The following is a 12,286-nucleotide window of genomic DNA, read 5'->3' as shown; positions in this document are numbered from 1 at the left end:
GTTATATAGGTTGTTTTGAGTATTCAATTTATCACTCTTTAATTTGATTTCGTTGACATAACAGCCATAGGAAATACAGGGCCACTGTTTTCACGTCTTAACAATGCCGCAATAACAGCAAATGTCCAGCCAGAATCTGACGCATCATCAATCAATAATACTGGTTCGCCTTCACGTACATTTTGAACTGCAAAAGCGCCATCAAGGTTTTTACATCGAAAATCGCTATTTTCCATGCGTTTTTGAGGTAATGTTTCTTCTACTTTTACTACAGCTTCAACACATTCTAAGCCAAGTTTTTGTGCTACAAGTTCAGCAAAATCTTTAACTAAACTTGGGAAATTTTGCGATGGCACATAAGTTACCCAAGTAGGCATAGGGTCAGGCTGCCAACGTTCGTTTATCATTTTGATACAGGCATCTGCTAATTTAGGGTCGAAAACATGGTCGCGTTTACCAGCAGCGGCTATTTCGCCCCAACCAGCTTCTCCCCAATGACATAATGCAGCGCCAGGCTCATGTTTTAAAGCGCCAAGTTTATGGCCAAAGTCATACACCGGAAACCTTTCAGCCGCTTGAGCATGTCCATTACCTACTTGTTTCTTAGGCTCAATTTCAATCATGGTATTACTCAAAAACTCGAAAGCTTGTTGTCCTAATTCTTGAGGGTATGTCGCTTCAAACGCACTATCGGGATCACAGTTTGCACATTTTCCACAAGGTGCCGCAAGAGAATCATCAAGTGCGGCGGCTAACACCTGCATAAGACACCGATCACTTATTAGGTACGACTGAATTTCTTGCCACTCACTAGTTTTTCTATTAGATAATCGTTGAATCATATCTGTCGGTAATGAGTAATTATTAATCGTACGCTTGTATAAAGAGCCTTCCTTAACTATCGGTGTTGGGTATTCAGCTAATAGAAACTTTAGCGCAGCTTCTATTTTCATAGGTGCAAAATTTAGCTGTGCTTCCAAATCAGCTTTTTTAAGGCCGTCACAACTGTCTTCTTCGAGTAGAGCGAGTAAATCACGAACTAACTCTTCTTTAGGGAACGCCTCCCTAATAAAGTAGTTTTGGATTTCTTCGTCTTCATCGCCAGACAGTAATACACCATAAGCATCATTAATACTCCGGCCCGCTCGGCCAACTTGCTGGTAATAACTTACAACTGATCCTGCACTTTGATAGTGAATGACGAAAGCTAAATCACCTTTATCAAAGCCCATACCTAAAGCTGATGTGCTAACTAATACTTTAATTTCGTTATTTAGTAGTTGTTGTTCTAGCTGCTCTCGTTTTATTGCACTTTCAGCACCAATTAGGCCTGGAATTCTGCCAGCGTAACCTTCTGCGGCAATTCCACAACTTCGAAGCCATGCTGCAACAAGAAAGGCGTCATTAATAGTTGTTGCGTAAACAATACCCGTCCCTTCAATTTGTGGAATAGTATGGGCAAGCCAAGCTAAACGCTTTGAACGTTTGTCTAGATGTATATTTTGAAGGTGAATTGATTCTCGTGTTAGTTGCCCACGCAACAAATACACCTGTTGACCTTCAACATGTAATTGTTCGACAACATCTCTAACAACTCGCTCGGTAGCTGTAGCCGTTGTGGCGAGTACTGGAGTATCGGCAATGTTCCCAAGCACTCTTGAGATCCGTCGATAATCAGGTCTAAAATCATGCCCCCAGTCTGAGATACAATGCGCTTCATCTATAACAAAAAAACCAGGGTTAGATGGTATTATAACGTTGTCTATAAACTCCTGGTTAGCCAATTGCTCAGGCGCTATGATTAATGCATCTAAATTACCGACTAAAAATTGAGCTTTGTTAACATCATTTTGTTCACGGCTTTGAGAAGAGTTAACCGTTCCGAGTGCAACACCATATTTTGCAGCTGATTCAATTTGGTTGCGCATTAAGGCCAGTAAGGGAGAAATAATAATTGTAGGGCCATGACCTTGCTCACGCATCATCTTAGTTGAGATGAAGTAAACCGAGCTCTTACCCCAACCAGTACGTTGCACACATATCAATCGGCAGCGTTGATTTACAATTGCATCAACAGACTCCCACTGATGCTCATGAAAATTAGCTGTTGGGCTTCCAACACCTTGCCTTAATAATTCCAGCGCTCTTTGCTGACTCATGGTTAAATCCTTTTAATAGTATTTAAACTCTGCAATATGAAAAGTAAATCAAGAACATTTATTTTCCTTTTGCTTTTCTATCCACACTAGCAGATCTTCTCGCTTAAAACGCCATGAACCACCTACTTTAAAGCCTGGTAGTTTACCCTCGCCAGCTAATCGATAAGCTGTTTTTTCATTAAGCTTTAGGTATTCTGCAAGCTCTTGAATTGTTAGTATTTCGTCACTCATTGATTTGTCTCTAACTGTGAACAAAAGTAGAGTATGAGAAAATTGCGGAATGGTCAATGTAACTCGCCGATTGAGCTGAACTAAAAGGCATAATGAGCGCATAAAGCACCAGGCCGTGAACGACCTGGCTCAATATACGTTTAGTTTGCTTAGTTGTAATTACTCTTCTGTGGTTTCTAGCTTGCTTAACATCCACTCTTCAACGTCGCTTTCAAGCCAAGCTTTGCGCTTACCTGATACGGTAAAGTTTTTAGGGAACTCCCCGTTACTCATTAGTTTATATATGTTGCTTTTGCACAATGTTGTTTTGTTTATTACTTGCCCTAGGCTAAGGAAATTTATCATTTTGAACCCTGTTATGTTGTTTAACTCATAACAAAGGCCGCCGTGTTATTTTTTACTTTTGTCTGCGCAATGAGCACTGCTAACTATGCCTTTTTAAAGCAACACACAAATATAACTCACTAGCTGGTGTTGCCAGCTAGTGAGTTATACCTATTACAATTGACGGTTTGCCGCTGCGAGTGCATACCTATAAGCGGCATGCTTTCCTGCAGAGCGGTTATCTGCTTTTCTTACTTCAATGTGCTTATTCGCACTAAGTTTATCCACCAGCCGCCAAAGGTCTTCATTGGTTATTGGCTTTTTATTTGCTTTTCGCCAATCTCGGCGTTTCCAGCCTGCTAACCAGTCATTAAAACCATCTACGCAATAGTCGCTACTTGAATAGATAATATCGCCATCACTGGCATGCTTTAACCCAAAAGCAAGGGCCGAAAGCTCTAGCTCCAATCTGTTGCTGGTATAACCAAAATACTCCCAGTTTTCATTTTTAATACATGCACTGTCATCCAGCGCTATAAAGCCAATACCACCTACAAAGCGATCTCTTTGTGTTTCGACTAGGGCGGCTTCTACATAAACTTCTGTATTCATTGTTTTTCCTAAAACGTAATAAGCCGATGCTTTGCGACTCCGGCTACAGGTTTAAATTGTTGATAGGCGATTAATAGCAATCGCTACATAACAAACACGGGAAAGTTATTTTTTACTTTTTAATAGCTGGATAAACACGCCCTTATGCCACTAAGTAACAGGCCTTATTGAAAACAGTTTTAGATATATTTCATTAATACGCATAGCCATACAAATTACTTAAGGAGCTTACTATGCGTATAACAAACCAAAGCAATCACCACTATCCCTTTAAAACGTCTGAGCTGAATGAGCTATTAGAACAAGCAGCAGAAGCCTTAGCTCTTAAATACAAGCGAGAAGGCACCTTTACCGATGCTGCGAATGTAAAAGAGTATTTAGCCTTAAAGCTAGGTGCGCACGAGCGTGAAGTGTTTGCAGTGATGTTTTTAGATAGCCAGCACCAGCTGATCAGTTTTGAAGAAATGTTTTTTGGCACAATCGATGCCGCGTCAGTTTACCCGCGTGAAGTGTTAAAGATGGCATTAAGCCATAATGCCGCTGCAGTGATATTTGCACATAACCATCCTTCAGGTGTTCCTGAACCTAGCCAAGCCGATAAGCGCATTACAGAACGCTTAGTAGAGGCGCTTAAGCTGGTGGATATTCGTGTGCTAGACCACATAGTGGTTGGCGAAAGCTGTGTGTCGTTTGCCGAAAAGGGGTGGATATGATGAATAGCATTACCTCGTCTTGCGCCTATGTGAGTTTACTGCCAGCACTACAGCGATACTTAGCAGCATCAATTAGTTTATGCGCTATTCCTGAAACAACGCACGCTATTGCGCTTAACTTTAAACATTCACCCTACCTTATTAATAGAACAGGCCAACACCCGCTAGAAGTGCATTTATTTAGAAGCCAACCCGATAAGCCCTGGCAAATAGCCACCATGACGAGCTTTGCCTTTATTGACAAAGATAGTGAACGTTTAGAGGTAGAGCTTTACTTTAACTTTAGGCACCAGTGGTTTTATCAACCTGACATAAAACGCTGTGAATTAAACCAACCCCACGTTATTGAGCTTTTTCACTGCTGGCAAGGCGCCCTGATAAACACGTTTAATCAACAACACTTCGATCACTTTACGGCCAAAACAATCAACCGAATTAATTTATAATACTTAGGAGCGCTCATGCCCGTTTTAAATAAACCTGCTATTACCTTTAGCCCTTCCTTTTTACCTATATCTCATAGCCTTCATACTATTTTAAACCAGGTACTTACCCTGTACCCCGATAGCTATGGCGCTAAACACATTACGATTAACTTTAGAGACAAAAGCTATAGTGCCGAAAATGGTGGCTATCATCCTGTTGAAATAGCTTTAACTAAGCTTACGGATGGCAACTATTCAATTATTTATATTACTGACTTTAGCTACTGCGGTAACGCTTACCCTGAGCTTGAAAGAGATACCGATTTTGATATTGGCAACTCAATGGTGTTTTCTCGCTACACCGGCTGGCAAAACATTCGACTACCTGACATGGCAGAGCTTTATGAGTTATGGGAGGCGAACTTTGTTGGCTATGTAGATATGGAGGTATACGACCAAATTCAAGTTGAGTTTAGCTAGCACTTTAAAAAGCACGCTTAGCATTTTAATAACAACCCCCACCAGCACAGAGCAATTTATAGCTGCTTCCCATATTGTTAAAACGGGAAGCTTTAAACCCTTATGCCATAAGGGCTCCTTGATATTCACCACTCTGTGCTACTCAAAACTCTCTTCTACAAACAAAAAAGGAAGCAGACGATGGCTGAGGTCCATGCAATAAAAAATGAAGATACTATTCGCCTGGTTGGTCACTTATTAAGTATTCGATGTAACCCGCAAATGGCAGATGTGTGGCACATAGGGTTAAACCTTGCCTTACGCATATCTGACTTACTGTCGATACGATTTGAAGATATACACAATGAGAGGCTTATTATTCGTGAACGCAAAACCGGCAAGCTGGCTAATATTCAATTAAACACGAAAGCACGTGAGCATATTGCAAAGGTTAGAGCTGAACACCCTGAGCATATTTATTTGTTTCAGTCTTACAAGTGCCAACAACTTAAAAATAAACCACCACAGCCAATAACGCGGCGTGCGGTATCGATGGCGTTTCAACAAGTAGGCCAAGAGCTGAATATTGCGTTAGGCACTCACTCAATGCGAAAAACGCGGGGCTACTTTCTCTATCAGTCTACAAAAGATATAGGCCGAGTCATGAAAATGTTACGCCACACCTCTGAGGGGGTAACGCTTCGCTATATTGGTATAACGCAAGATGAAGTTGATCAAGACTTTGTTTCTCTTGAGCTTTAAACCATTTCATTTACTAAGGGGGCGGGATAGCTAAACCCTTATAAACAATAGGCTCAACGCCTGTTTTAGTTTTATAAATATCTTACTTTAGAGCAAATAGCATGAATCTATATAACGTGATAGGACACTTTTTAATTGGCAACTTATCTAAAAGCTTAGCGCATAACCTATTTTGGAAAACCGATGGCCCTGTTAGAGGGAGCATTGTGTACTGTGACTTAGCCTTTGGTGTTGCTGAGCATTCAGGCATTTACTTAGGCAACAATCAAATTATCCATAAAAATGCCAAGGGATTAATTGAGACTGTTTCCGTGTACCAGTTTTTAGCTGGAACCAGTGCCATAACCATTTATATAAGTTGTGATGCTAATGGAACCTCTGTTGGATTTGATAATATTGCTAACGATGCTGAAACACTGCTTGGTACTCAACAAGCTTATTCTGTATTAAGTAAAAACTGTCATCAGTTTTGTAGTTACTGTATTACAGGGAATATACATACCAATACCTTTACTTTAGCCCAACTCAAACATGATGCACGTGAGTATATTAAAGCGAGTCAGTGGCGAGCATGGGATTTAACTAAACGATAAGTGAGGGGCCGCATGGCCCCTATTGTGCTTATCGAATACTGGCGCCAAAACACCGACTCCCTTCGCCATAGTGCTTTGTTTTTTCTTTTGCCAAATAGCTTACGTGTTTAAACAATTCTTCAAAGTCACCATCAAAGCTATTTGAATCACTATCAAGTCGATGGATAACAACACTTTTCGTTTCCTTATCTTTAGAGAAAAACACTAGACCAATGGCTTCGTTGTAATCAATACCCACCACACGGGCCCACGCCTCAACTATTAGTGAGCCCAAGTTATTCTTTTTATTTTTGACTGTACCTACCCAATTAAACCGGTCCTTATTCAAAAGTAGCAGCAAGTGGTAATGATCTGCTATCGATGTAGAGCGTTCTTTTACCCATACATAGCGAACTTTACATGGATGAGCTATTTCCCCAAGCCTTTGCTTTCTTCGGGTAGTGCAATCGATTTGCGATTGCAACGAGCGGATAAAGAGCTGCATGACATTACCCCACTCTTGATGCGCTTTTAACTTAGGAAACCTTAGGTCTACACGTATAGCCATTAACCGAGGGTGGTTATCTAACGCTATTTCAATCGTATTATAGATTTTATCTAAGTATGGAATACACAGTGCTCCATGGCTTGTAAGTATGGGCATTCCCCTGAAGGTATTTTTAGTAGTTAGTTTTAAGTTTTTATTTTGTTTAGAACGTTGATGGTTATGATGCACTTTAAGCCTTCCTATGTTTGATTCATAGAAAGGCTATTACTGTTATTTTTTATAGATTTATTGCTTAACGACTACAGTGGTTTTAGCTACCTAATGAGTGTAATAACTAAGAGGCGATATTGGTATATTAAACAGACAGAACATAAAACGTGCCGCAAAGCACCGTCATATATGTAAATAGTGCTTTAAAACCACTGTAAAGTTATATTACTTGTGTAACTCCCAAGAAACGCCTGCACCTTGAAAGTTAATGGTTGTTTTAGCTGTCCATTCTAGCTCGCCTTCAAATGACTTATTCGCATTCGAAACAACGAAAAAATCACCATTACTTTTAAAGCAATAAAACTGTATTTTTTTATTTAGCAAATGCATGCTTTTTTCTAGCAGGGTAATAAGCGCAAGTAAAAAGTCAGCGTATTGATTTACAGCTTCACTACAAGATGACTTAATAGCTGCATTCACTTCAGTGTTAGTTGATTGCACTAACATATAAGTAATTAATTGCTTATTTTTAAATGGAGCGCGTTCAGCAACACTCTCAGCTACTAACTCATAAAAATAGTGATACATTCGATGCGCTAATCTGTGTTTGTTTAGTGCCATCACTTCAGCTTCAAGAATAATTTTTCCCGTTTTACGATTACGCTTGTTTAGCGCTTTATTTACCTCTTCATTTATTTTTAAGCCAAACAGCCTCTCTTCTGGAAAGTTATTTATCCTTAGTAAGGCGCCACCAAAATAACGAGGGTTTAAAATTAAAACTGACTTACATTTTGGGTATAAATTTGGAGCATTGCCTCCTGCAATAAATTTTAAAATGAATCCTTCATGGAGTAACTCATCAATAAATTTACGCACCCTTGATAATGATAACCCCGTAAAGCCAGCTAACTTATTAAGGCCTATATTTGAAACCAGACCAATATCATTACTTAGCATGACTAAAGCCGCTTTCATAAATTTTCGGGCCAAGCTTTCAGCTGTTAGTTTAGTAAAATCATCATTAACGCCTAACAAGGCTTGTATGTAATTTGCTTTTTTACCGTAAAAAAATACTGGTATGCTAGGAGTGTTTTTTAACTTATAGATCTTTTCTGACGTCTTCTCCTCATTCCTCGTGACCTCTAAATAGTCATTGGTATTTAAGCGAGCAATCGCGTTTCTTACTGTCGATTCACTTAGCATTAGTGTGCTGGCTAATTTAGCAATAGACATCCCTTTCTTTTTACCTTTGTGAACCAACCAAAGCCACCGTAGGTAGATAAGCCTATCTTGAGCTTTTATCTCTTTTTTTCCTTCAAACGCATCTAGCATCACACCTCCAGTTCATACATAATACCTATTATAAGTGTAATACAACATAACTTGATTTGCATCTTATTACATGTAAAGCTTCATGTAACATAGTAGTTTTAAGGTTAGTTATGCGCACTGTTTTAAATGATGAATTTATAAAATGGATAGATTTTTCTGACGAAGAAATGACTCGTTGGACTGGGCAATATTTTAAAAAGCTAGGGTATCCACCGAAACATTTACTCACTCGTAATACAGAAAAAAGCCTACTTCAACAATTAGAAGCGTACTGCTCAGATGTTCAAAATATACTCGATAAAGAAAACACTCTTATCAGAATGAAGCGAGCTTGGGGACAATACAAAAGAAGAAAAAAAGCCAAGCACAAGCAACTGACGGTTAATATCAAGAAAGACACTTTTGCCAAGCTCACAAAAATCAAAGAGCGCAATCAGTTTACTAATATTGGACAATCTATCGATTCTTTATTTGACGGTAGCCTAGTAAGTAGGGAGATGGCACAACTAGAAAAAGCAAATATAGCGTTAAAAAGTCAGCTAGAAAAAATACAAAACCAAGCCCATTTAAAAGCTGACTTGGTCAAGATGGAAAAGAAAATTGAGTTTTTAGAAAAACAAAATGCCGTTTTAACACAGGCAATCGAAAAGCTTACAACAAGCTAATAAAGTGCATAAATTAACTTGGTCTGTAAGCTTTATTTTGGGATTTGATTAAGGCTTAGGTTTAAGATGGACCTATTGAACGGATACATAATCAATCGCTTGTTAAGCATTTATTTAGCGCTGATCTCTTTAAGAATTGCGCGTGCAGCATTTTTTCCGTTTAAAGCAAAGCCAACTTCATGACCACTTTTATCTTTAAGGATTAACAGGTTTGAATCTACCCACATATCGCGAACTACCATATCATCTGAAACTGTATTAAGCTCATTAATAGGTAGTTTATATCTGAGATTATATTCATAACCCCTCATATCCCATTCAGCCATGTAGGCACCTTTGTCTGTAATAAAAAATACACCCCATTGCTGTAGCTCTTTATTTTCATACATAGTTGTCCACTCTTTAAAGTGAACTTTTTTTGAGCCATCTTTTACTGTATCTAAAATGACAGGTTCAAAAGCAGAGGTATTTATTGGGCCGGTCGTTGTTTGCATCGGCCCAGGAGAAGCACAACCACCAATAGTTAAAATGCTTGCGATTAATAGAATAGACTTTTTGTTCAACACTCTAAACATCCTTATAGTAAACAGAGAGGTACATAGTAAAGGCTGCAATAATTTCACCAATAATTACTTTTGTAAATAATTAATCAAAAAAAACAGCACAGACCTTTATTGAAAACAAAAATAAACGCTAGCAACATTTATTGTTGATAGCGTCATGAGTTGATATTAGCACTGGCGAGACTCGTTTATTCTTGCCAGTAACCAGTTTTGAACTTCACTTTCTACCCAGGCTTTACGCTTACCCATAACAGTTATATTGCTCGGAAAGTTACCCGCTTTAATAAGGTTATAGATACTGCTTTTACACAAGCTTGTTATGCTGGTTACTTCATTCAAACGAAGAAAGCGTTCATTTTGATATTGCATAATTTCCATAGTTTTTCCTGATTATTAGTTGAACCAGGAGAATGAAATATATCTGTATTTATTTAGCTTACTGGCTAGATAAGTAGCGCTGCGTTCTCTTGCTTTCGCTGGGCGAGTGTCTCTGCAATTGCTTGTACAGTTGTTTTACTAACCGCTTGTTGTGTTGCCAAAGGTGCAAAGTTATCAATTACATCAACGACTTCTTGAATGCATTGCTGGGCCTCTTTCCAATTAGCAAAACCTGCACTTGCTGCCAACTTTTGCATTACTTTGAGTGGCGGCGTTTTTCCATGCCCTGCAAAGGCTGTTGCATGCTCATTAAAGGGATGAGGGCTAAATGTAACGTCGTAAAAGGGGGCTAGCTGCCAGTTACCATCATCCCCTTGTAAAAAGCCCCAGTTTTTACTGTGGTCATCTTGGTTAGCTGCAAATAAATTAAAAATAGCACGGCGGAACTGAAGTTGCCCTGCCGCAGGAGACTTACACAGCTGACGACTGGCTTTAATAAGATCACTATAGTCTAAGCTAGGAGTACGAAAGTCGGCATCTAATAAGCCACAGGCACTATGCATATGCAAACGCCCTGCATGATGTTCGCTATCGGCTTTATCTGCCGGTAATCTTTGCTCTTTGGGTAAATAGTCAAAACGTTTCAGTGCTAGCCAAGCCTTTGCGCCACTATTTGGTGGCGCATCAATTAACTGCCAAACCGGTGGCTGGCATTTAGCTTGCTCAGCCATTTGTAGATACACGGCTTCACATAAGCCCTCTTCATGGCCTAGTGCCAAATTCTTCGACGTAAACTTAACCAACCATGCCTCATCACCTGGCTGTGCATACGTTCGGCATTGCTTTGCGTCACCAGCTGGCATATAAACTTGTGCTTTAGGCCTTGCCCCACCTGAGCTCCCCACAGCAACCAAGGTTGCTAAAACGTGTTGGGTATTACCATCTAACTCTTCAGATAAAGATTGATCAAATAAGGTTTGTGCTTCTAACCCAAGTGTTGCTATATCAATATTTTGATGTTGTTCAGGTGAAAACTCTGAGACGGGCGTAAAAGACAATCCCCCCATCCCTTGGCTGCCAACAAAAGCTAAACGATCCATTGCTGTTACTTGCGCAGGTAAAACGCCTTGCTGGCGAAATATTCGGTCTTGGAGTAACAACCCCCAGCCATCAGGTAAACTATCACCAAAAACGCCATGGATCCCCTGGTGAGGCTCTTTAGGTGCTTGTTGAAGCTGTCCATTAGCTTTTAAAGTAAACGGTGATAGGTTTCCAAATTTACTAATGTATTCATCAAAGTATTGAAAGAATACTCCCTGGCGGTTTTGAGCTAACACGCCCACCGACACAGTCTCACCCGTTGCAAGCGTTCGTTGCACATTGAGCTTTTGAATTGATTTAAAACTCATCTTTAAGGACCTCTTCTATACTAGCGGGTAAAGCATTGCGCTCTGTGCTTACTTGGGTTAGCCGATAAAGCCTATCGAGTGAGTCAAGTGACTGCCATAAGAGTAGTAACTGGCGAAAAGAAATTTGCCCAGTGAGTTCGAATTTTTTAATGGTAGGCGCAGGCACACAACTACGCTGGGCAAGCGCTTCTCGCGATAGTTTAGCCTGCTCACGTAAACCACGAAGGTGCGCTGCAAAAGCTTGGCTAACATCAGTGTCATCTAAAAGTGAAAATTTCATACTCAACCTCATGGATACAGTAGTGTCTATTATAGTTTAAAAAATCGGTATTTAGATACAGTAATATCCATTTATTATAAGATAAGAGCATTTATGGAGAAAAGAGTATAAAGCTGGTATATTTCAAACTAGTAGATTTCTTAGTGTGTTTGTTTTAGTGAACGCCTCTATACATTAAGGATCAACCAGCTGGTGGTTAAATCGGTGGTTAACAATCAACATTACGCACAACAACACACTTCAAATATCTGATATATATAAATTAATAAATATAAATCAACATTCAGATCCAAAATATTGAATAGTTATCAGCCAATTATGGCATATTCATAACTTATAGAAACCCGGGCTTGGCTCGGGTTTTTTATTAATGCCAATAATGACATTTTGAATATTTTTACCAAGTATCTTCGCCTAATGTGAGATCCTCACCTTCAAATCACTCTATATTTTAGGCATTAAAAAACCCGAGACTAGGCTAGGGCATTTTGGTAACAATTAGCTAGGCTAATAATTACGCTTTAAACGTTACTACAACACACCTACGCCAAAAGTAAGAGCGTCACCTTCATATGACACTTTATTTTAGACATTAAAAAACCCGAGACTAAGCTCGGGCTTTTTGGTAACAATTAGCTAGGCTAATAATTACGCTTTGAACGTTACTACAACGCACCTACGCCT

16 protein-coding genes are annotated in these 12,286 nt (G+C 39.4%); 6 read left to right on the top strand and 10 right to left on the bottom strand.

From position 1 onward, the window contains the following. Nucleotides 1-38: 38 nt before the first annotated feature. The 4 genes from L656_RS0107255 to L656_RS0107240 form a co-directional block, all read right to left on the bottom strand. On the bottom strand, nt 39-2,159 hold the full coding sequence (locus tag L656_RS0107255) for a DEAD/DEAH box helicase (protein WP_024598691.1): 2,121 nt from the start codon (nt 2,157-2,159) through the stop codon (nt 39-41). 48 nt (nt 2,160-2,207) lie between these two features. Further along, nucleotides 2,208-2,390 (bottom strand): helix-turn-helix domain-containing protein, encoded by a 183-nt coding sequence (locus tag L656_RS0107250; protein WP_024598690.1) that lies wholly within the window; start codon nt 2,388-2,390, stop codon nt 2,208-2,210. Nucleotides 2,391-2,549: 159 nt separating this feature from the next. Further along, a complete protein-coding gene (locus L656_RS0107245; RefSeq protein WP_029750675.1) occupies nt 2,550-2,735 on the bottom strand; it encodes a helix-turn-helix transcriptional regulator in 186 nt (61 codons plus the stop codon). 153 nt (nt 2,736-2,888) lie between these two features. Continuing rightward, nucleotides 2,889-3,326, bottom strand: coding sequence for an RNase H family protein (locus L656_RS0107240; RefSeq protein WP_024598688.1), 438 nt, complete (start codon nt 3,324-3,326; stop codon nt 2,889-2,891). Between the two features lie 233 nt (nt 3,327-3,559). On the opposite strand from L656_RS0107240, the gene radC reads away from it, so the two are divergent. From radC to L656_RS0107215, 5 genes are all read left to right on the top strand, one after another. Beyond that, nucleotides 3,560-4,039 carry a RadC family protein gene (gene radC, locus L656_RS0107235; protein ID WP_080668958.1) on the top strand — a complete coding sequence of 160 codons (480 nt, stop codon included), beginning with the start codon at nt 3,560-3,562 and terminating at the stop codon, nt 4,037-4,039. Beyond that, the gene (locus L656_RS0107230) at nt 4,036-4,485 is read left to right on the top strand and encodes a DUF2787 family protein (RefSeq protein WP_198923568.1); all 450 of its coding nucleotides are present in this window, start codon (nt 4,036-4,038) and stop codon (nt 4,483-4,485) included. Before radC ends, L656_RS0107230 begins: the two co-directional genes overlap by 4 nt. Before the next feature lie 15 nt (nt 4,486-4,500). Further along, a complete protein-coding gene (locus L656_RS0107225) occupies nt 4,501-4,944 on the top strand; it encodes a DUF2787 domain-containing protein (RefSeq protein WP_024598685.1) in 444 nt (147 codons plus the stop codon). A gap of 180 nt (nt 4,945-5,124) precedes the next feature. Then, the gene (locus tag L656_RS0107220) at nt 5,125-5,685 is read left to right on the top strand and encodes a tyrosine-type recombinase/integrase (protein ID WP_024598684.1); all 561 of its coding nucleotides are present in this window, start codon (nt 5,125-5,127) and stop codon (nt 5,683-5,685) included. A 101-nt stretch (nt 5,686-5,786) separates the two neighbouring features. Continuing rightward, nucleotides 5,787-6,278 (top strand): lecithin retinol acyltransferase family protein, encoded by a 492-nt coding sequence (locus L656_RS0107215; protein WP_024598683.1) that lies wholly within the window; start codon nt 5,787-5,789, stop codon nt 6,276-6,278. Between the two features lie 28 nt (nt 6,279-6,306). Here L656_RS0107215 and L656_RS0107210 read toward each other — a convergent pair whose 3' ends face one another. Together L656_RS0107210 and L656_RS0107205 are read right to left on the bottom strand one after the other, a co-directional pair. Further along, on the bottom strand, nt 6,307-6,993 hold the full coding sequence (locus L656_RS0107210) for an inovirus Gp2 family protein (protein ID WP_024598682.1): 687 nt from the start codon (nt 6,991-6,993) through the stop codon (nt 6,307-6,309). Between the two features lie 207 nt (nt 6,994-7,200). Then, nucleotides 7,201-8,307, bottom strand: coding sequence for a hypothetical protein (locus tag L656_RS0107205; protein ID WP_024598681.1), 1,107 nt, complete (start codon nt 8,305-8,307; stop codon nt 7,201-7,203). A 110-nt stretch (nt 8,308-8,417) separates the two neighbouring features. On the opposite strand from L656_RS0107205, the gene L656_RS0107200 reads away from it, so the two are divergent. Further along, complete coding sequence (locus L656_RS0107200; RefSeq protein WP_024598680.1) at nt 8,418-8,972, top strand: hypothetical protein; 555 nt, start codon at nt 8,418-8,420, stop codon at nt 8,970-8,972. A gap of 110 nt (nt 8,973-9,082) precedes the next feature. Here L656_RS0107200 and L656_RS0107195 read toward each other — a convergent pair whose 3' ends face one another. The 4 genes from L656_RS0107195 to L656_RS0107180 form a co-directional block, all read right to left on the bottom strand. Beyond that, a complete protein-coding gene (locus L656_RS0107195; RefSeq protein WP_024598679.1) occupies nt 9,083-9,538 on the bottom strand; it encodes a hypothetical protein in 456 nt (151 codons plus the stop codon). A gap of 165 nt (nt 9,539-9,703) precedes the next feature. Beyond that, entirely contained in the window at nt 9,704-9,913 is a 210-nt protein-coding gene (locus tag L656_RS0107190; protein ID WP_024598678.1) for a helix-turn-helix transcriptional regulator, read from the bottom strand. A 65-nt stretch (nt 9,914-9,978) separates the two neighbouring features. After that, nucleotides 9,979-11,322 carry a type II toxin-antitoxin system HipA family toxin gene (locus L656_RS0107185; RefSeq protein WP_024598677.1) on the bottom strand — a complete coding sequence of 448 codons (1,344 nt, stop codon included), beginning with the start codon at nt 11,320-11,322 and terminating at the stop codon, nt 9,979-9,981. Next, the gene (locus L656_RS0107180; protein ID WP_024598676.1) at nt 11,312-11,602 is read right to left on the bottom strand and encodes a helix-turn-helix domain-containing protein; all 291 of its coding nucleotides are present in this window, start codon (nt 11,600-11,602) and stop codon (nt 11,312-11,314) included. Before L656_RS0107180 ends, L656_RS0107185 begins: the two co-directional genes overlap by 11 nt. Nucleotides 11,603-12,286: the final 684 nt, after the last annotated feature.

This window comes from Pseudoalteromonas sp. TAE56 (genome assembly GCF_000497955.1).
GTDB lineage: Bacteria > Pseudomonadota > Gammaproteobacteria > Enterobacterales > Alteromonadaceae > Pseudoalteromonas.
This window is presented reverse-complemented; position numbering and strand designations above follow the sequence as displayed.

Excerpts from the sequence above, each read along its gene's own strand:
- L656_RS0107255 (WP_024598691.1), bottom strand. The coding sequence starts at position 2,159 with ATGAGTCAGCAAAGAGCGCTGGAATTATTAAGGCAAGGTGTTGGAAGC.
- L656_RS0107250 (WP_024598690.1), bottom strand. The coding sequence starts at position 2,390 with ATGAGTGACGAAATACTAACAATTCAAGAGCTTGCAGAATACCTAAAG.
- L656_RS0107245 (WP_029750675.1), bottom strand. The coding sequence starts at position 2,735 with ATGATAAATTTCCTTAGCCTAGGGCAAGTAATAAACAAAACAACATTG.
- L656_RS0107240 (WP_024598688.1), bottom strand. The coding sequence starts at position 3,326 with ATGAATACAGAAGTTTATGTAGAAGCCGCCCTAGTCGAAACACAAAGA.
- radC (WP_080668958.1), top strand. The coding sequence starts at position 3,560 with ATGCGTATAACAAACCAAAGCAATCACCACTATCCCTTTAAAACGTCT.
- L656_RS0107230 (WP_198923568.1), top strand. The coding sequence starts at position 4,036 with ATGATGAATAGCATTACCTCGTCTTGCGCCTATGTGAGTTTACTGCCA.
- L656_RS0107225 (WP_024598685.1), top strand. The coding sequence starts at position 4,501 with ATGCCCGTTTTAAATAAACCTGCTATTACCTTTAGCCCTTCCTTTTTA.
- L656_RS0107220 (WP_024598684.1), top strand. The coding sequence starts at position 5,125 with ATGGCTGAGGTCCATGCAATAAAAAATGAAGATACTATTCGCCTGGTT.
- L656_RS0107215 (WP_024598683.1), top strand. The coding sequence starts at position 5,787 with ATGAATCTATATAACGTGATAGGACACTTTTTAATTGGCAACTTATCT.
- L656_RS0107205 (WP_024598681.1), bottom strand. The coding sequence starts at position 8,307 with ATGCTAGATGCGTTTGAAGGAAAAAAAGAGATAAAAGCTCAAGATAGG.
- L656_RS0107200 (WP_024598680.1), top strand. The coding sequence starts at position 8,418 with ATGCGCACTGTTTTAAATGATGAATTTATAAAATGGATAGATTTTTCT.
- L656_RS0107190 (WP_024598678.1), bottom strand. The coding sequence starts at position 9,913 with ATGGAAATTATGCAATATCAAAATGAACGCTTTCTTCGTTTGAATGAA.
- L656_RS0107185 (WP_024598677.1), bottom strand. The coding sequence starts at position 11,322 with ATGAGTTTTAAATCAATTCAAAAGCTCAATGTGCAACGAACGCTTGCA.
- L656_RS0107180 (WP_024598676.1), bottom strand. The coding sequence starts at position 11,602 with ATGAAATTTTCACTTTTAGATGACACTGATGTTAGCCAAGCTTTTGCA.